General features: G+C 32.2%; 21 protein-coding genes and 4 pseudogenes. 24 read left to right on the forward strand and 1 reads right to left on the reverse strand.

The features are described 5' to 3' along the window. Nucleotides 1-93: 93 nt before the first annotated feature. The 17 genes and pseudogenes from C564_RS0118400 to C564_RS0118465 all read left to right on the forward strand — a co-directional run bounded on the left by C564_RS0118400 (nucleotide 94) and on the right by C564_RS0118465 (nucleotide 11,268). Nucleotides 94-1,014 carry a hypothetical protein gene (locus tag C564_RS0118400; protein WP_018766331.1) on the forward strand — a complete coding sequence of 307 codons (921 nt, stop codon included), beginning with the start codon at nucleotides 94-96 and terminating at the stop codon, nucleotides 1,012-1,014. Then, nucleotides 1,011-1,343 carry a hypothetical protein gene (locus C564_RS37550; protein WP_018766332.1) on the forward strand — a complete coding sequence of 111 codons (333 nt, stop codon included), beginning with the start codon at nucleotides 1,011-1,013 and terminating at the stop codon, nucleotides 1,341-1,343. The genes C564_RS0118400 and C564_RS37550 overlap by 4 nt, the downstream gene beginning before the upstream one ends. Before the next feature lie 259 nt (nucleotides 1,344-1,602). Continuing rightward, a complete protein-coding gene (locus C564_RS0118410; RefSeq protein WP_018766333.1) occupies nucleotides 1,603-1,962 on the forward strand; it encodes an Imm3 family immunity protein in 360 nt (119 codons plus the stop codon). Nucleotides 1,963-2,110: 148 nt separating this feature from the next. Beyond that, nucleotides 2,111-2,596, forward strand: a complete 486-nt coding sequence (locus C564_RS0118415) for a hypothetical protein (RefSeq protein ID WP_003209557.1) — start codon at nucleotides 2,111-2,113, stop codon at nucleotides 2,594-2,596. Nucleotides 2,597-3,045: 449 nt separating this feature from the next. Further along, nucleotides 3,046-3,486 carry a hypothetical protein gene (locus C564_RS0118420; protein ID WP_018766334.1) on the forward strand — a complete coding sequence of 147 codons (441 nt, stop codon included), beginning with the start codon at nucleotides 3,046-3,048 and terminating at the stop codon, nucleotides 3,484-3,486. Nucleotides 3,487-3,624: 138 nt separating this feature from the next. Beyond that, complete coding sequence (locus C564_RS0118425; RefSeq protein ID WP_018766335.1) at nucleotides 3,625-4,071, forward strand: hypothetical protein; 447 nt, start codon at nucleotides 3,625-3,627, stop codon at nucleotides 4,069-4,071. A gap of 331 nt (nucleotides 4,072-4,402) precedes the next feature. Continuing rightward, nucleotides 4,403-5,026 (forward strand): hypothetical protein, encoded by a 624-nt coding sequence (locus tag C564_RS37555; RefSeq protein WP_018766336.1) that lies wholly within the window; start codon nucleotides 4,403-4,405, stop codon nucleotides 5,024-5,026. A gap of 15 nt (nucleotides 5,027-5,041) precedes the next feature. Beyond that, nucleotides 5,042-5,203 (forward strand): annotated as a pseudogene (locus C564_RS37560) (glycohydrolase toxin TNT-related protein); the annotation flags it as partial. A 13-nt stretch (nucleotides 5,204-5,216) separates the two neighbouring features. Beyond that, nucleotides 5,217-5,825, forward strand: a complete 609-nt coding sequence (locus C564_RS0118435) for a hypothetical protein (RefSeq protein ID WP_018766337.1) — start codon at nucleotides 5,217-5,219, stop codon at nucleotides 5,823-5,825. Nucleotides 5,826-6,050: 225 nt separating this feature from the next. Beyond that, nucleotides 6,051-6,809 (forward strand): SMI1/KNR4 family protein, encoded by a 759-nt coding sequence (locus C564_RS0118440; RefSeq protein ID WP_231382335.1) that lies wholly within the window; start codon nucleotides 6,051-6,053, stop codon nucleotides 6,807-6,809. 195 nt (nucleotides 6,810-7,004) lie between these two features. Next, nucleotides 7,005-7,472, forward strand: coding sequence for a DUF2004 domain-containing protein (locus C564_RS0118445; RefSeq protein WP_003202854.1), 468 nt, complete (start codon nucleotides 7,005-7,007; stop codon nucleotides 7,470-7,472). Nucleotides 7,473-7,609: 137 nt separating this feature from the next. Beyond that, nucleotides 7,610-8,029 carry a suppressor of fused domain protein gene (locus C564_RS0118450; protein ID WP_018766339.1) on the forward strand — a complete coding sequence of 140 codons (420 nt, stop codon included), beginning with the start codon at nucleotides 7,610-7,612 and terminating at the stop codon, nucleotides 8,027-8,029. 43 nt (nucleotides 8,030-8,072) lie between these two features. Beyond that, on the forward strand, nucleotides 8,073-8,507 hold the full coding sequence (locus C564_RS0118455) for an SMI1/KNR4 family protein (protein WP_003202851.1): 435 nt from the start codon (nucleotides 8,073-8,075) through the stop codon (nucleotides 8,505-8,507). Between the two features lie 174 nt (nucleotides 8,508-8,681). Then, a pseudogene (locus C564_RS35020) lies at nucleotides 8,682-8,813 on the forward strand (PoNe immunity protein domain-containing protein); the annotation flags it as partial. 487 nt (nucleotides 8,814-9,300) lie between these two features. Beyond that, entirely contained in the window at nucleotides 9,301-9,843 is a 543-nt protein-coding gene (locus tag C564_RS0118460; protein WP_006095373.1) for a T6SS immunity protein Tdi1 domain-containing protein, read from the forward strand. A gap of 96 nt (nucleotides 9,844-9,939) precedes the next feature. After that, nucleotides 9,940-10,074, forward strand: a pseudogene (locus C564_RS38445) (DNA/RNA non-specific endonuclease); the annotation flags it as partial. 222 nt (nucleotides 10,075-10,296) lie between these two features. Beyond that, nucleotides 10,297-11,268, forward strand: coding sequence for a DUF3994 domain-containing protein (locus C564_RS0118465; RefSeq protein WP_018766340.1), 972 nt, complete (start codon nucleotides 10,297-10,299; stop codon nucleotides 11,266-11,268). 268 nt (nucleotides 11,269-11,536) lie between these two features. Here the strand turns inward: C564_RS0118465 and C564_RS0118470 are convergent, their stop codons facing one another. Beyond that, entirely contained in the window at nucleotides 11,537-12,559 is a 1,023-nt protein-coding gene (locus C564_RS0118470; protein ID WP_018766341.1) for a hypothetical protein, read from the reverse strand. 221 nt (nucleotides 12,560-12,780) lie between these two features. Here C564_RS0118470 and C564_RS0118475 point away from each other — a divergent pair, with 221 nt between their 5' ends. The 7 genes and pseudogenes from C564_RS0118475 to C564_RS0118505 form a co-directional block, all read left to right on the forward strand. Further along, the gene (locus C564_RS0118475; protein ID WP_003202842.1) at nucleotides 12,781-13,356 is read left to right on the forward strand and encodes a hypothetical protein; all 576 of its coding nucleotides are present in this window, start codon (nucleotides 12,781-12,783) and stop codon (nucleotides 13,354-13,356) included. Nucleotides 13,357-13,400: 44 nt separating this feature from the next. Continuing rightward, nucleotides 13,401-13,556, forward strand: a complete 156-nt coding sequence (locus C564_RS35025) for a hypothetical protein (protein WP_018766342.1) — start codon at nucleotides 13,401-13,403, stop codon at nucleotides 13,554-13,556. Nucleotides 13,557-13,565: 9 nt separating this feature from the next. Further along, nucleotides 13,566-13,988, forward strand: a complete 423-nt coding sequence (locus C564_RS0118485; protein WP_003202837.1) for an ADP-ribosylglycohydrolase family protein — start codon at nucleotides 13,566-13,568, stop codon at nucleotides 13,986-13,988. 766 nt (nucleotides 13,989-14,754) lie between these two features. Continuing rightward, nucleotides 14,755-14,886, forward strand: coding sequence for a hypothetical protein (locus tag C564_RS37570; protein ID WP_003202836.1), 132 nt, complete (start codon nucleotides 14,755-14,757; stop codon nucleotides 14,884-14,886). Nucleotides 14,887-15,100: 214 nt separating this feature from the next. Then, nucleotides 15,101-16,420: a hemolysin BL lytic component L2 gene (hblC, locus tag C564_RS0118495; RefSeq protein ID WP_018766343.1), complete on the forward strand. Its 1,320-nt coding sequence runs from the start codon at nucleotides 15,101-15,103 to the stop codon at nucleotides 16,418-16,420. A 66-nt stretch (nucleotides 16,421-16,486) separates the two neighbouring features. Beyond that, on the forward strand, nucleotides 16,487-17,707 hold the full coding sequence (hblD, locus tag C564_RS0118500) for a hemolysin BL lytic component L1 (RefSeq protein WP_003203683.1): 1,221 nt from the start codon (nucleotides 16,487-16,489) through the stop codon (nucleotides 17,705-17,707). A gap of 37 nt (nucleotides 17,708-17,744) precedes the next feature. Then, nucleotides 17,745-17,965, forward strand: a pseudogene (locus C564_RS0118505) (hemolysin); the annotation flags it as partial.

Genomic DNA, 17,965 nt, shown 5'->3' on the forward strand with positions numbered 1-17,965 from the left:
AGAGTTTAATTTAAAGGATTCATTACAATTTTATAAATGCACTAAGTGTTACATCTTTGGTGCTGTTTTTATGGATTATAATGGTTATGTACAGTGTACGACGATAGTAGAAACAAAGTTGTAAAAAGGATCAAAGTAACAACTAACCTTGGATTATTAGCGAAACTGCGAACTGGAGAAACTAGTTTTAATCCAAATATAGTACAATCATTGCGAGACAACAAAAATATTGCGCTTGACCGCGTGAGACTAGCAGGCCTAAAAGCAGAAAAATACGGAAATGAAAAAATGTATCAGCTTGGCGGAAAAATGACCCAAGGAATGGAGAATACACTTGCCTTCTTCAACAAGGGTCATGAAATAGTTGGAGACGGTGTAGTAGCAGGGAAACAAGGCGGTCCAGGAAAGGTTACTGAGTGGGTTAATACGCGCCATGCAGAGAGTAGTAAGAAAATTAATGATGAGATTCAGGGGATTGAGGCTTCGCTTGCTAAGGGTACGGGAGATGCTAAATTTACCTATAAGAATAATCCTATGGATAACCCAAAGGCGGTAAAAGATATACTTGAAAATCCAGATGCAGTTTATGGTTTTTCACCTAATCCTGATTCAACTCGTATAGGTAAATATGCAAATAAAATAGATTGGAGCGATTCTGATCAAGTTGAAATTGCCAAACAGACAAGACAAGCATATCACGAGGCTAATGAGAAAATGTTGGATAATCTTTATAGTCAGGGATATTCTACAGAAGATATTGCAAGAAAGATGGTTAATGAACGCAATGCAAATAGGTTAAATAGCTATATTGAAAAAGGTGATATGGAGGGATATGGATTAGTAAGAAAGAGTAATTTACAAACTTATAATAATGCAGAAGGTCCAACACCAGAGTCCCTTTTTGAAAAATATGGTTCATGGGAGGAAGTTGTTAATGCATCTGTAAGTAGTAATCCAGGTATGGATGCTTGTGTTGGATTATATGATATATATCATGGGGGAAAGTTGAAATGATTTGGAAAATAGAAGATAAAAAAGATTTTTTATGGTATACCAGTGATGAGTGTCAATTGAAGATAAAAGTAAATGAAGATAAAGTAAATATTTGGTTGAATTATAATGGGTATAACATTATCATGCCAATGGGAATGTGGGGATTTGATGATGAAGTTTCTGAAAGAGGACTTAAGTATTGTATAGGTGGAGATCATATGCAAGAGTGGTATTATATTGTAGACAAGAAAGACTTAAGGCTTTTTGTAGATTTAATTTATTTTTTTATTGAAGAACATGATGCAGATAAGATGATTAACCCTAAATTAGGTATTAAAGGATGGAATTAAAAAATACGCATAAATAGTTTTATAATATTGAATGCATTATATAATAAAGTAACAACATAAAAGTGTTGTTTGATAAAATAGTTAATTGTAACTAAAAGTAAATATATGTTATAACAATGAAAAGAGGTAGTGTTTCAAATAAGAAACATTATCTCTTTTTCTCATGCAAAGAAATTGTAGGAAGTAATAACAATTAGAGATAATACATAATAATGGGGAAAGATTAAAACCAAATTAATGGGTAATGGAGAGATTTTTAATGGAAGACTGGACATACAACGAGTTGTTTGAAACAATTCAAGGGGTATATAAAGAATTTTTATCTCAAAATAGAGGGCATAGACACACAATAGCAAGAATAGTAGACGATTTCAATAACTTAGGTAAAATAGAGGATATTATCGTTGATGTTGCTATAGGAGAGATTTTAATTACTTATGATAAAGTTTTCGTTGGTTACGTTGAAGGTATAACAAAGAGTTTAAGTTTGTTTAATCCACAGGAAGCAGAAGATGAATTAACATCAGAAGAAATAAAGGACTTATCGAGACGAATAAATAAAGTAATAGAAGGCTTAAAAAATGCAGAGGTTGATTATAATCCCTCAGCAGAACAGTGATATTTATAAGAGATTGAGTACATTAGCTGATTATATAAAAATTGAAAATTCATGATGGGTGAACTATCGTGCATAAAAATAGGATGAGAAAAACAAGCTTAGGCGAGATGACATTATAATGGGCGATGAATGTAAAGGGTGAAAATATTTGGGGAATTTAAACCGAGCAATTAAGCGGATTTCAGCAATTGATTGGAGTCGTATTGGGGAAATAGAAAGAAAATCGAATGTCCAATTGTGCAAAGAGTATTTAAGAAGAACTGCGATATTTTTCCGGACATATCCAGGTAAATGTGTTTACCCCTTTATAAGTATTTCTAATTCAATCACATCACCGCAAGTAAATATAGAAGGAATTGAATTAATTAATGAAGTGAAGAATAGTTATCAAAAGGCAATAGTTACAAGTTTCCTTGAACTAAATGCACTTATAGATGAGGGAAATCAAATCGCTATTGAAAACAAAGATCTATTTGAGCCAGTAATAAAACTTTATGAACGCGGTGGTTATTTCTATAAGAGAAGTGGCTTTGTAAATGTAGATGGAGTATCGTTTCAATTAAACAATTGGGAGGAATTTGAACCTTCTGACATAAGTGATAAAACTCTGAATAGTTTAGACGAATTTGAGTGAGTTGAGACATAAGTAAGATAATTCAAAAAGTTATGAAAGAAATAAGAGGCTCTCATTAGATAATCTTATCTGAAAAGTATTTGTACGATTATGAGGAATGAAAATTAGTTTGTTTTGGAAGTTAATGAAAAAAGTAGCGGAGATAAATACTAGAAATCTCTGCTGCTTTTTTATGGTGCAAGTTGTAGAAGCGTGTAATCGGCAAAAATTACAGCAAGGGGAAATATGACTGCAGAGGAGAGAGCTGGTTTAGAGGAAAGAAATATTAAAAATACGGTAATCCAATAGGAACAACAGCTGAGAGTATGTTTAATAAGATAAAAGATTCATACATTGATAAAGGAATTTATGAATGAGATGAACAAGTATGGAAAATTATAATTGAAAAATCAATGCAAAAAGATGCAATAAATACACTATTAGGATTAGTACATTAGGAGGTGTAACCTATGATAATACTGAATAATTACTCTAAGACTGGCACATATATTATATTAGAACCTAGTGGATATTCAATAGTTGAAAAAAATAAAGTACAGTTAGTTAGGCAAGGTGTGGGAGGATTTAGTGAAGATGGACAATTGATAGGTATTTCTGTTGATTCAAATAAATTCTTTTTTATATATAATGAGAAGAAATATGAGGCAATTCCTGATGAGATTATCTGTATAAATGAGAGAACTGATAATGGAAAACGTAATTTTCAAGTTAAAATAACAGATAAGGTTGTGTGTGATATTACATATAAACCATATATAAGCCCATTCGTTTTAACTTTTGGCGATGATGAGGATGAATTCGATTATTTCCTATACCTAAGTAATTTGATGTTAAGTAAGGATTCCATGTTAAGTTTTATTAAAGGAATGAATAGATTAAAAAACTCATAAGAAATTTTAACATCAGGAGTATAATTTTGCTACAAAGTCATAAATTATCTAAATTCCTAACTTATAATTAAAATAGAAAATAACAATGTATAGCAGTGAAATAATAACGTCTTCTATTTGGAAAGGAGTATAATCATTATGATAACATTGCATAATTATCCAAAACTGGAATCATACATATTAATTGATAATAATACGTATTCAATAAAAGAAACTGGGGATAGGAAAACAGTACAAGGGATTGGTGGAATAAGTGAAGATGGACAGGTAGTTGGTATTTATGTTCAAGATAACAAACTATTTTTTTTCTACAATGGACAATCATTTGAAACATCTGTAGACGATCTAATTTGTACAAATAGTTATATTTCCAAATTGGAAAGATGTTTTAGTGTACAAATAGGAGGACAAAATATATGTAATATAGTTTATGAGCCTTTTATCGATCCAGGAATGATATATTATGATGCAGACCCTGCAGAATTTGATGTATTGTTATACTTAAGTGGATTAATGAAGAATGAGGATTCTATTAAGAAATTTATGAAGGGTATGGAAATAATTAAAGCACAGAATAAAAGCTAGTGTTTTAGAGAAAGAAAATTAAGCTTATAGCAATGTCTACCGATGAATGAAACAAGTTCGCAAATATTTTGTGCATATTTTCTAGATAAATGTCCCAAATAAATTGGGTCTCAGTATTATAGTTTACGATCCAATTAGCAGGTAGCAGGGGCTTAAAATACAATCAGTAAAATACGAACTAAAAAAATTACATGATTAACAGGTATTCAAAATAAAAGGGCTGTTCCATAAGTTGGTTTCACTTGCTTATGGGATAGCCCTTTTGCTTTAGTATAAAAATGGTTTCAATCAAAAATTCATATAGGTAAAATAATAATTAGATTATTTCACATTGGCTGGATTAAAAACGGGAAAATCCGGAAATGACAAACTGTATCAGATTGGCCAAAAAATAGTCGGAGATGTTGATTATGTAACATCTACACTCAAAAGTGTTGAAGTAGCTAAAGACGGTACATTGACAGTGAAGCAAGTTGGCCCCGGAAAGGTTACCGAATGGGCTAATAGGCGCCATGCAGAGAGCAGTAAGAAAATCAATGATGAGATTCAGGGGATTGAGGCTTCGCTTGCTACGAGAATAGGGAATGGTGGTTCAGAGGTTAGTAAGGAAGTTAGTGGAGTTAAGGGTACGGGTAATGTTGGTAAGGGAGCTAGTGAGGCTGGAAAACATGTAGATGATGTGAAAATCCTTGAAAATATAAAGAAATGGGATTATCCACCTAATGAAGGATTATATAAGAAATATGAAAATGTATATAAGAATCCAAAATACTATGACCAAAAAACAGGAGAAATTCATTGGCCGCCTAATGAAGGATTTGTTTCGGGAACTCAAAAAGTGGAAACATTACATCCCGGAATGAGACTAGGTAGATATGGTAATTCAGCAGGTTTCTCTTTAGCTCCTGAAAGAGATTCGTTCCCAAGTAGGGTTTTGGCTCCGCATAGTGAATAAGCGCCTTATAATGTTTATGAGGTTATTGATGATTTTGAAGTAACTTCAGAGAAGATTGCTCCTTGGTTTAATCAGCCAAGTGGAGGAACGCAAATTATTAAATATAAATCTAATGGTCGACCTTACTCTATAGAAGAATTAATAGAGCTTAAAGTTATTAAACAAATAAAGCCATAAAGGAGTGTGAAATATGGACTTAAGTGGTATATATAATTTAATTGAAACAGTATTTAAAGTGATCAAAAGGGAAAAAGATATTATTTGTGTTGCACCATTAGGTGGGGAAGATCATCCTGAAACTATTGTTAAGTTAACTTTTAATGAAGCAAATAATCTTTATGAGCTTTTTGAAGTTGTTAGAGGAAAAGAATACAAAGTAGATACATTTTCAGATAAATATAAATCAGCATTGGCTTTATATATTTTTTCGAAAAATAAATTAGAAGTAAGAAAATATGATACAAATGTTCAAAATGAAATCGAGATTGCAACATCAATAAATAATATTCAAAAGATATTCAAAACTTTTTCAGATGAACAGTATCATTCTTTTTTCGAACTTAAGCCAGATAGAATAATTTTAGAAAAAAGCACAAATGATAGATATAATGTTTTATTTTTAGGGAAAAGTGGCTCTAAGATTTATATAGATAGATTTAGAAAGTTGAATAGTGCCGCGGTTGTTCTATACAATTTTTCTTTTAAACTAAGCCGATTTTATGATCTTATTAATATGATTGAAGTAAAAACGGATTCTGATTTTATAGAAACTCTAAAAGAATTATATCTTTTGGGTTGAAGAATGCAAATATATATCTTTGAAACTATTGAGTAAGCAACAATCTAAAGCAGGTTGTTGCTATTTCATAGGTAGAGTCAGTCCAGAGGATAATCGTGCACCAGGAAAGAAAGATATTGCTTCTGATAATCGAATACAGTCTCATTATCCATTGCAAAATGAATAGGTAAAAGGATGGGCTAAAGAGGGAGGATTTTTGATTATAAGGAAAAGAAAGCTTCTGTAATACTTCTCCCTTCAAGCTTTGGCCGATCGCGTGCAATAATTTCTTCTATGCAGAGGAAACGGAGAAAAAATGAAGGCTTGAATACTGATATACGTTATGAATTTAATGAGATCTATAGGCAAATGATTAAAGCAGGATCAAAAACGGCAGCAAGTGATATTGCAATCCAAGAAGTAGAAGATCGTATGAAAGTTAAATTCCCCAATGTATATAAGGGTTTATTAAGATGTACAAATGGTTTTTCAATTGGTAGTGGGTTAGTTATTTATGGTACGGAGCATATTGTAGAAAGAAATGAGGTTTGGGAAGTAGATGAATATGCAATTGGGTATATCTCGATTGGTGATGACGGTGGAGGCAATGTTTTTTTTATGTCTCAAGATGCAGAGGGAAAAGAGGTATTAGTTATTGATTCTGGGGATATGAATCCAAACCATGCTACTATAATTACCTCTGATTTTAACAAATGGGTGAATAGTGGTTGTTTAAGTGAAATAGAACAGAAAACAATAATTAAGCCATCTGATATTTGTAATATAGTGTTAGCAAAAACTCCTAATGAAGGCTTGAAAGATTTAATAAGAATAAAGAACGTATTAGGGATTGAGATTGCCACTGCAGATTTGCTAAAGGGTTCAAAAAATCCTCCTTATATATTAGTAGAGAGATTTCCATATGGTAAGGCAAAAAAACTAATTGAAAAACTAGGAACCAGTGGTACGGTACTGAGTATAGAATCTATTGGCAATAACAGTTAATATTAGAGAGTAGGATAGAACAACTTTTTAATTGGTTTAAAGTCCTTCAAAGTTTTTAATTTAAACAACTTTGTAGCTGATTAGATTAGTTTTACAATAAAAATAATGTTAATGAAGAGGATGACTTTTGTACTATCAGAGAAGTAAATCTTGGCCCAAGAGATTTTCTGATAAATAAAAAGGGAGAGTTTGAAAATGATAATAAATGATGTGGTTTTTGGTGAGCTTGAATATACATATGGATGGGTTAAGTATATTACCATTGAATTTTGTGGGAAAGAAGCTGAAATAGCATTGATGGTTAAAGGTGAAGAAGACGGTAAGTTTGATGAAGAACAATATACTGCTTATAACTCATTAGTGCAAAATTGGGAACAATTACAGCAAGGTTTTTTACAAGCGATATTAGACTATTACAAACAAGAGCGTCAAGAACTAGGGTATGATATTGAATTTAATGAAAATTATCCACACATCGAAACAACTAATCAATTACTTGAGATGATAACTTTAGTTGGAATTGTAGTTCCATATGGAGATATTTATGAAGAGCGAGATATTGGGATAACTTTTGATTGTACATGGGACACAGAAAATGGACTAGGGATTCGTCTATTAAATGAAAAAGTAACTGAAGTGGGTTACCAAGACGTTGCCATTTAAATCTTAATCGAAATAGCTATTTCCGTATGCCTACTCTATCAAGTGTAGATAGTGGTTATGCAGAACTTGTCATGTATCTGCCAAAAGATTGGGAAGTATCAACGTCTGCTTTGGATAGTGCGAAATACGGTTGACCCTTGCGCATTTTACGACAGCTTGGGGAAAATGTACGGCGAAATGGATATGGCTTAGGACAGTGGCTTGTATTTCCGAATCAATCAGAGGGATATTTAAAACAGACGTATGGAGTCCAATTAGGTGAAATGATATGGGATCCAAATGCGTCAATTCATCCATATGATAAAGAGACGGAATTTTCTGTTGTTATGATTGTACCGCCGCTGCCACAATGTTCAGGTACATTCAAAATGGAATTTCCTGAGGATGTTAAAAGAATAGAGGGTGACTGGCCAATCTACTTCCATACATTATTACCATTATATAAAGAGGAAATCCATTGTTATTTCAAAGATGGACTTGATACGTTATTACAAAAGTTAATGAAAAATGGTGTTGAAGCGGCATTTGATTTTAATCGAGGGAATACTTGTAAATAAGAGAGAACTCCCTCGTTTTTCTAGTATAAGGGAGGAAAAGTTAGTGACAAAAGATGAAATTGCAAATTTATTAGAGAGTATGTTAGATAAAGAACTAGGGGATTTAGATTCCCCTTCAGCTAATGATTGGGTAAAAATTGAGAAAAAGTTTGGATGTCAATTTCCTAAAGAATTTAAATACTTTATTGAACTAATGTCTGAATATGTCTTTCCAGGAGAGATTTTAAATGTTTCTAGTGGTAAAACGAACGGAAATGATACTATTGAATTTACTTATGATTATGAAATGAAAGAAGGCTTTTGGAAAAACGAACTAATCCCTTTTTACAGTATAGGTAATGGAGACTATTTTTGTTTTCATTCAAAGGAGTGCCACCAAACGGGAGTTTACTATTATTTTCATGAAGAACATGGTGTAACCAAAGAAGCGGATAATTTTGAAGACTGGTTAAATCAATTACCAACCTATTTGAATTAATATCAAAAAATTGATTTGTATCCTAGAAGTGTATTCTTTTATTAAACTATGAATTTTAGGTAGATTAGGAATGAATAAACAAATGAAAATGGCTATAGTCTATTGTTAAGGATTAACAGATGAGATTTTAGCGGAAAAATAACAGAATCCCATAATACTTCTATAGTGAACATTCGAAGTCAGATTTTTAGTGGTTACTGGAGTTTTGAAAGTGGAGCAATCGCAAAAATATTAAATTTAGATGACTCAACCTTGAGAGATACTCCATATTATCCTTATGATATGGTGCATTATCGAGAAAAATAAATGTAAGAATCCACATTGAAAAACTTTTAAACTGTGGATTTTTTATGCTCAATTAAGCATCATACTAAGTCGGTTTATGAAGTTAGTAAAGGAGTTAAAAGGGCTAAGAGGTGAGATGAAGTAGAAATTCAAGTGGATTTTAACTAAAATACTAAATTTGATTCTGAAGAATTTGTAAGACAGTTTAAAGCTTAAGGAAATATTAAAGGTAAATGAATATTTGAAAAATCGAAAACGATTTCTTGATGAAGATAGCGCAATAGAAAGTAATACATATTAGCAGACAGCTATACATAATCCAGATCAAGTAGCTGGGAGATATGCAGCTAATAGTGGGGCATGTAGGATATTAGTATGAACGCTTTACTATGTTCTCCATCAGGGCATCGAATAGAAACTTTGGATGAAAAAATTCAATAAATATCACCGAACATGATGAGGAACAATTGAAAAGGGGGAATAGTTTTGTATAACTAACTTAAAAATAATGAAGGACTTTGAATTGGAAAAAAGAGTTCCTGAAAGTTTAGTTGAAAAGTATTCTAATGTACTTCCTGAAACGTTAATTAATATTTGGGAAAACTATGGATTTGGAAAGGTTTTAAATGGCTATCTTAGGTTGATTAATCCAGAAGAGTACTTTGAAATTGTTAAAGAAACGTATATTAGAAATCAAAATACAATACCGTTGTTTACGACAAGCATGGGGGATATCCTTTTATTTGAGAAGTATGGTGATAAATCATATATTATTCAATTAAATTATCGTAAAGGAAAATCAAAAGTTATTGCCTCTAAATTCAACCTGTTTTTAAGATTTCTTGAGGAAGAAGAATATTTAGAAGAATATATGGAATGGAATCCCTATTTAGTAGCTATTCAGAATTACGGAATTCCAGCTTATAATGAGTGTTTTGGCTATGTTCCTCTTCTTGGATTAGGGGGCGCAGAAAAAGTAGAGAATCTGCAAAAAGTTAAATTGATCGAGCATATTTATTTAATTACTCAATTTATGGGACCGATTGAATAACTGTTAGGTGTAATGCTATTTTCATAATGAAATGGAAAGTGTAGATGTAGAAAATATATAAATAGGGCACTTGAGAGCCTATTTGTATGCCTATAATTAAAGAAGGAAGGTTATAAATATACAACAGATGAACTTGGTAGAATAGTAGAAGTTGAGGCGGAAAATTTAATACTTAAAAAAGGAAAACGAAAAAAAGGAATGCAAGTCGCAGCAGGACGACCGAATAGATTGAAGACTGAAAAGGTGTTTTCTGTATATGAAAGCACCTTTTGTTAACATAAAGCCATTGTGTTAACAAACCTTTGAAAATCCCTATAGAAGACATGAAGACTTCAAGGAAAGACACTTTGACGTTGAAGAAGGTTAATGGTACGATATATAGGAATAATATGGATATGGTGGAAGTAACGAAAACGGTTTTAATCAGTAAAATTTAAAGGGGATAAATTAGTCATGAAAGCAAAGAAACTAGTAGGTGTAGCAATTCCAGTTATGTTATTATTCGGTTGTGGGGTATCGGATAAAACTGAATCTAAGGAAACAAAGACAGAAGAGTCTAAATCCGCTAAAGAAGATGAAAAGAAGTCTTCTGTTAAGAAAGTGAAGGTATCAAAAGAAGACTACACAACTAGGGTAGTTGGACTAGTTGAAGAGTTTGATACTATATTTAAGAAGCATAATGATACAATAGGAGAACTCTTTGACGGCAAGAAAAAGAAATCAGACGTATTAGATTCAATAAAAGAACTGGATGGGGTATTAGATAAGATTGAATCTATAGACCCACCTAAAGAGTATATAGAAGAACAGAAAAACCTTGAAAAAGCGACTGGTTACTTTAGAGAGTCCTCCAAAATAGTAGAAGAAGTGTTTACTAGAAAATCAACTAGAGAAAAAGGCGAAAAGACTGACAAAGAAATGGTTGAAGAGTCAGAGAAGATTCTGAAACAAGGTGACGAATACTGGTATAAAGCAATTAACTCACTTAAAGATAAGAATACAAAAGTCGGTGATGGTACAGTATCGGTTAAAGATATTAAAGACTTAGATAAGAAAGCCGGAATCGACTATGATGCGGTACAGAAGAACGTAATAGATGGTACTGAATTAATTGGTAACTGGGGCGTACAGACTTCTGACGGATTTAAACCATCATTTATCTTAAAAGGTGGAAGTCCTAAAATTTTCGAAGTTTACAACGCAGAAGAGTATCCAAAGAAAACGAACCATATAGAAGGTACATGGGAATATGATAAAGCTAGTTTAATATTAAAACTACATATCACAAAACAAATGTCAAACGGTGTAGAAGCAGAGGTTGTTCAAAAAGACATAGATTATAAAGTTCAAAACTATGATAGAAAGAACTTGCAATTATTCAACGATAAATCATTTAATACAACTAGGTATGTGAAACAAAGTTAATAAATGAAATAATAATTGCTGAAGAAGATATTAAATGAATATAAAATAGTTTGTTAACAGGAGAAAGATAAATATAAAAATTAGAAATCCACCTTTAGTGAAGTACACCCCAATTGTTAGACACAGTCTAACAATTGGAGGTGCTTTTCTTATGGCTAAATTTACAATTGAAGAGAAATTATAGATTGTTTCTAGAACGAAAACAAACACCTCAACCAGTGGCTCACTATATATGATAGAAGACATGGGGGATGTTTGTTTTGCTATTTCATTTTTTATTATGTATCTCTTTTTTCAATTCGATTTGTTTTTCTATCTCCTTTTTAGCTCCATCGCTCATTTCATAGATATGAGACCAATATTCCCTTGCAATCGGATCATATTCTACCCTAACCGTGATATCTTTTTGGGAATCCGTGTTTAAATATCCATTAATGGTTAGCGCATGAATTGCATTCGATGGTCTATTTTCTTTCTTGTAGGAACTTGTATGCTTATTAAACGTTTTTTTAACAATTGTTAAATCCGAATTATACTCATTTTTCACATATTGAATCGCTTTTGATTCAGCACTGTTACAGATATTCACCTCTTCCTCAGGAGTAAGAGCTAGCTGCTTTTCTACTTCTACAGCACGTTGGTTATCTTTAGATAGATTCATAACACCTGTATTTTCTTTTGAATTATAATCTACCAGCCACTTTTTATCTTTGTAATATGCTTCGACAGAAGATTCACATGAAAAGCCACTGCCTCCACCATTTTGTTTATCACAGTTTAATAACTCAAAATGAATGTTTATTTTGGGATATACAGGACTTCCTGAACCTTCATTCGATTGCAGCATACTTTCCCTTGTCACATATGTAATCTGAATGGGACCATTATTTTTTTCAATCGCTTGTTTTATTTTTTCTTCAATACGTTGATCATGAACCTGCTTCGTGAATATGTAGTTCTCCTCATAAAAACCATAAATTTTTAAAGGAAGAAATAAAGCAAGCCCTAAAACAAAACAAGAAAGTGCATAATAAGCCAACATTCGCTCTGAAGTGTATATACGGAAACAGGAAAGTACAAAGCGAATATATACTAAAGGCAAACCAATATAAAAAATAGGCACGGAAAAGTAACATGTAAAGGCTGTTATTAGAGCGATCTCCCCGAGCAACTGGATATATTGCGGAATCCCCATACTGTATGCCGCTAGAATCAAAAACCAAATGTAACTTGTTGATACAAGAAAAGCAATTCTATAATATTTCTTACTTCTTGTTTTTTTCTCTTCCATTTTCCCACCATCTTTGCAAAATTGAACTTCTAATTTCCATCCTTACTTGAAACAAAAGTTTTGTTTAAATTCAGTTTCTCAAATATATAAAGTAAATACAAGAACAAACTCCATTCATTAAATTGGTTTCATACCTCATCTGAAAATGATATGATTGCATTGTCAATATTATCTAATTATTCAAATGTATTATAAGGGAATGAAAAAGAGGAGGAGAAATCATGGGTTTTTTCAATAGATTTTTTAAGAAAGTGGAACAAGTAAACAATAATGAGGCAACCCTCAATGAATTAAATAAAGAAGTGTATGTTGAATCCCCATTAGAAGAAGCAAATAACTATTGGGTCTCAATTGCACAAAATTTAATTATCAATACTGTAAAAGCCGCTGACAATAATGTGGAACGTGCTTTTATATTGCTTAATTTGAAAAATGGTGAGGATTCATTTGATATTTTTTATCAAATGAACGGGCAATTGTATTTTTGGGATCAGTTAGAAAATCAGACGATTAAAAATAGAATTAAGAATGAGTTGTTACCACAAGCTTCGGAAGTTTCATATGCAGTAAACCGACAATTTTATGAAGCGGACCATCCTACAATTTCGTTTGCAGAACTGCAATTTGAATGGGAAACAAAGGCCTGGTTTTCACACATCATCTGGGAAGACGACCCTGCCTCACAATTACCAAAAGCTCAAATATTAAACGAATGGTTCAGCATAATCAAAAAGGAAACCCAGGATACACCACTTGATAGTGATACAAAATTTTCTTGGTATCCATCAATCTCTTAAAAATCTAACAGTATTTAGCTAGATAAGGAATAGGTGTGATAGAAGTGGCTGGCAGAAGAATGATTGATAGATGGGAAGATGATAATAAGTCTTTTCTTAGCTTGAGTATTAAACAAAGAGTTTTTCCCACAATATATGGTGGAATTACTGGGGATCTTTTAGGCATTCCAGTTGAATTTAAGCAAAGAGACACATTTTAAATAGATGATGTGAGTGGATATGGAACCTATAACCAACCACCTGGAACATGGTCAGATGATACCTCTTTGACTTTGTGTCTAATCGAAAATCTGATAAAAGAAGAAAGCATAAGTATTTTAATGGATAAATTTATTAAATATAAAAAGGAGGGACATTGGACTCAGCTTGGAAAAATGTTCGATATTGGAAGAACTACAAATGATGCTATTATTCGTTTTGAGGAAGGATATTCACCAGAAAAATGTGGTGGGAAAGCTGAGTTCGATAATGGTAATGGTGCAATAATGAGAATAGCACCATTGGCTTTTATACTACTATATAATGAGTTTGATTTTGTAAAAGAAGTAGAAATGATAAAAAGATATACTGAAATTACTCATGCTCATCCTCGTGTTATAGTAGGTTCCATTCACGCACCTTTTTTAGAATAATAGTATCAGTATGTCCAAGATTTAGAGATTACTTGCAATTATCTTGAAGTTTTCGCACCAGAACCGTATTTTTTGTACCAGAACCGTGTAGGTTCTATGTCTCTATCAAATAATTTTTTGCACCAGAACTCCGTGTAAACAAAAAATTTTCTTTCTCTACAGCTAGCTATTTATAAGAGCACATCTTATTTAAGCCTTTATTCGGATATGTAATTTTGCATATCTAAATAAAGGAGATAAATATACAGAGTGTGATTAAATTATATTAAACAATAATCAAGTATTGTTTAAATATTTAAATAGTTATTTTTCAATCGGGTATATCAAGTTGTAACTATTATAATTACTTAAATAATATTAAACAATAATTTTAGAAGTATAATATTTCCACTCACATTAATATGAAATAACCAAATTATTGAATATAATCGACAAAATTCTACTATTTACGCATTGAAAGTTTAATGTTTTAATAAAGGTGTAATTGGTATGACCACTAAGAGGAGGAGAAGGTTGTACTAATAAAAGTGTAATTAAAGTTGCAAGTAACATCATGTCGAGGTAATTTTCATAATACTCAGTTAATTTTGTTTGGTAATAATTTAGAATCAAAAAAACATCTCATTTGTAAAAAATAGAATTCTAAGTTTCTACAAAGCAAAAATGATCTTATTTTATTCCGAGGTGAAAGTATAAGCAATGTACAGTATAATTTCATCTTTTGTAATCTTGTAGGGCTCTTACCGACAAAACTAAGAGGGATATTATGAAATTACTATCAAAAAAAGTCATGGCAGGGTTAGCTGTAGGAGCAATGGATTTATCTATCTGGGCTCCTGCAAGTCAAGCAGCAATTCCAGAGAAACATAAATATTTATACTATTCATTTGGAAGCTAATTCAGATATAGGTGATGAAATTTTATAGTTTACTTTTAAATGAGGGGGAAGTAAGGTCCTTACATTCTATGAGAAGTAAATAATAACGAGAGTTTAACACTCTATCTGAAAGAATTCTCCTTCCTCAAGAGTGTGTAAGAAAAGAGCCTATCGTTAGAGCGTTCAAGATGTATGTATAAGATTCTAAAAAGACAATAGTGAAGAGGTGTACGGAATGAAAAATAAAATAATTAAAGGATTTTTAATAACATCCATTGTTACTGGAGCGACTATTCCTATCAATACTCTCGCAACACCAATCGTTCAAGCAGAAACGCAACAGGAAAACACGGATATTTCCTCATCATTACGAAAATTAGGTGCACAATCTAAATTAATCCAAACATATATAGATCAAGCTTTAATGAGCCCTAATGTACAGCTAGAGGAAGTTCCATCTTTAAATACGAACCAATCCCTAATCAAACAAGATATGAACGAATGGTCATCGGAACTTTATCCAAAATTAGTTCTATTAAATTCAAAAAGTAAAGGATTTGTAAATCAATTTAATAGCTATTATCCAACATTAAAAGAGTTTGTAGACAATAAAGAAGATAAAGAAGGTTTCTTGGATAGACTAGAAGTTCTTCAAGATAAAGCGATGACAAACCAAGAAAACGTACAACGTCAGATTAATGAATTAACAGATCTTAAATTACAGCTTGATAAAAAACTTCAAGATCTCGATACTGATGTGACAAAAGCACAGGGTGTACTAAGTTCAGAGGGAACAGGGAAAATAGACCAGCTAAAAAATGAATTACTAAATACCCAAAAATCAATTCAAAATGATTTACAACAAATCGCATTGTTACCAGGAGCTTTAAATGAACAAGGGTTTGTTATATTCAAAGAAGTCTATAACCTTTCAAAAGATATCATTGAACCTGCTGCTCAAACAGCGGTGGCAGCGTATAACAAAGGAAAAGAAATTAACAAATCTATTTTAGAAGCAGAGGAAAAAGCAGGGAAAGAAGCGATAGAAAAAGGGAAATCTGCTCTAGAGATTGAAGCTGCCAAAAAAGAAGCTCGTGATGCAATTGAGAAAAGCAAACAAGCTGAAATAGCTGCAGCTGCAGTTGCACAAACAAAAGAGTATGACCTTACGAAAGTTATTGACCCTGAACAAGTTAAGAAAACATATAGTGCCTTCGCTGAGGTAAATAAACTAACAGCAGAACAGCGAGCACATTTAGCAGATTTAGAGACACAAAACCAAAAATTTTATGATTTAACAAAGAACCTAAAAATAGCAGATTTACAAAAATCAATGCTTATTCTTATGCAAAATGATTTGCATACGTTTGCAAATCAAGTAAATGTAGAACTTGACCTACTAAAACGCTATAAAGAAGATTTGAATCTAATCAAAAATAATATTACAAAATTATCTACTAATGTTGATACAACTGACCAGCAGTCTCAAAAAGATACATTAAGACAATTAAAAAATGTAACAAGTTACCTTGAAGAACAAGTTTATAAATTTTAATATTATGTTTTTTGAAATCTGCAAAGATTATAAGAATCTATCGAAAGACTAAGGAGGAGAATAGATATGAAGAAATTTCCATTTAAAGTGTTGACTTTGGCCACTCTGGCAACGGTTATCACTGCTACTACCGGTAACACTATTCATGCATTTGCACAAGAAACGACCGCTCAAGAACAAAAAGTAGGGAATTATGAATTAGGGCCTGAAGGGCTGAAGAAAGCATTAGCTGGAACAGGATCTCATATTCTTGTAATGGATTTGTACGCAAAAACAATGATTAAACAACCAAATGTAAATTTATCCAATATTGATTTAGGTTCAGAAGGAGCAGAATTAATTAAAAATATTCACCTTAATCAGGAACTGTCACGAATCAATGCGAATTATTGGTTAGATACAGCGAAGCCGAAAATTCAAAAAACAGCACGTAATATTGTAAATTACGATGAACAATTTAAAAATTATTACGATATATTGGAAGCTGCTGTACAAAAGAAAGATAAAGCAGAGTTAAAAGAGGGCATAAATGATTTAATCACTACAATTAATACAAATTCAAAAGAAGTCACAGAAGTAATTAAGATGTTACAAGACTTCAAAACAAAACTGTATGACAATTCTATAGGGTTTAAAAATAATGTTGGTGGCCCAGATGGGCAAGGTGGATTAACGGCACTATTAGCTGGAAATAATGCACTGATTCCACAACTTCAAGCTGAAATTGAGAAGCTACGTTCTACTCAGACAGAGCATTTTAACAATGTATTAGCATGGTCAATCGGTGGTGGATTGGGAGCATTCATTTTAGTTGCTGCAGCCATTGGAGGAGCGGTAGTAATTGTTGTGACTGGCGGTACAGCAACACCAGCTGTTGTTGGTGGACTTGCAGCTCTCGGTGCAGCTGGTATCGGTTTAGGAACAGCTGCTGGTGTCACGGCGTCTAAGCATATGGACTCCTATAACGAAATTTCTAAAAAAATCGGAGAATTAGGTACGAAGGCCGATCTTGCTAGCCAAGCAGTTATTTCGCTTACTAACGCGAAAGCAACTTTGACAGATCTGTATCAAACAGTGGATCAAGCGATACTGTCTCTAACAAATATCCAACAACAATGGAATAAAATGGGGGCCAACTATACAGATTTACATGATAATATCGACTCTATGCAAGAACATAAATTCTCTTTAATACTTGATGATTTAAAAGCTGCTAAACAAAGTTGGAGTGATATTCATAAAGATGCAGAATTCATTTCGAAAGACATCGCTTTTAAACAAGAATAGAACTTATAATCAAAACCTATATTAGGAGGAATACGAAATGCTAAATAAAATCCCTTACAAATTAATCGTTGCATCGGCGCTTTTAACTATGACAACAACTTCTGTAGTCTCACCAGTAGCAACTTTTGCAAGTGAAATTGAACAAACGAACAATGGAGATACGTCTCTTTCAGCAAATGAAGTGAAGATGAAAGAAACCTTGCAAAAGGCTGGGTTATTTGCAAAATCTATGAATGCCTATTCTTATATGTTAATTAA

Origin of the sequence: Bacillus sp. 105MF (assembly GCF_000374885.1) — a bacterium.
Classification (GTDB): domain Bacteria; phylum Bacillota; class Bacilli; order Bacillales; family Bacillaceae_G; genus Bacillus_A; species Bacillus_A pseudomycoides.

Coding starts and splice junctions, on each gene's coding strand:
- C564_RS37550 (WP_018766332.1), top strand. CDS start 1,011: ATGATTTGGAAAATAGAAGATAAAAAAGATTTTTTATGGTATACCAGT.
- C564_RS0118410 (WP_018766333.1), top strand. CDS start 1,603: ATGGAAGACTGGACATACAACGAGTTGTTTGAAACAATTCAAGGGGTA.
- C564_RS0118420 (WP_018766334.1), top strand. CDS start 3,046: ATGATAATACTGAATAATTACTCTAAGACTGGCACATATATTATATTA.
- C564_RS0118425 (WP_018766335.1), top strand. CDS start 3,625: ATGATAACATTGCATAATTATCCAAAACTGGAATCATACATATTAATT.
- C564_RS0118435 (WP_018766337.1), top strand. CDS start 5,217: ATGGACTTAAGTGGTATATATAATTTAATTGAAACAGTATTTAAAGTG.
- C564_RS0118445 (WP_003202854.1), top strand. CDS start 7,005: ATGATAATAAATGATGTGGTTTTTGGTGAGCTTGAATATACATATGGA.
- C564_RS0118460 (WP_006095373.1), top strand. CDS start 9,301: ATGAAGGACTTTGAATTGGAAAAAAGAGTTCCTGAAAGTTTAGTTGAA.
- C564_RS0118465 (WP_018766340.1), top strand. CDS start 10,297: ATGAAAGCAAAGAAACTAGTAGGTGTAGCAATTCCAGTTATGTTATTA.
- C564_RS0118470 (WP_018766341.1), bottom strand. CDS start 12,559: ATGGAAGAGAAAAAAACAAGAAGTAAGAAATATTATAGAATTGCTTTT.
- C564_RS0118475 (WP_003202842.1), top strand. CDS start 12,781: ATGGGTTTTTTCAATAGATTTTTTAAGAAAGTGGAACAAGTAAACAAT.
- C564_RS37570 (WP_003202836.1), top strand. CDS start 14,755: ATGAAATTACTATCAAAAAAAGTCATGGCAGGGTTAGCTGTAGGAGCA.
- hblC (WP_018766343.1), top strand. CDS start 15,101: ATGAAAAATAAAATAATTAAAGGATTTTTAATAACATCCATTGTTACT.
- hblD (WP_003203683.1), top strand. CDS start 16,487: ATGAAGAAATTTCCATTTAAAGTGTTGACTTTGGCCACTCTGGCAACG.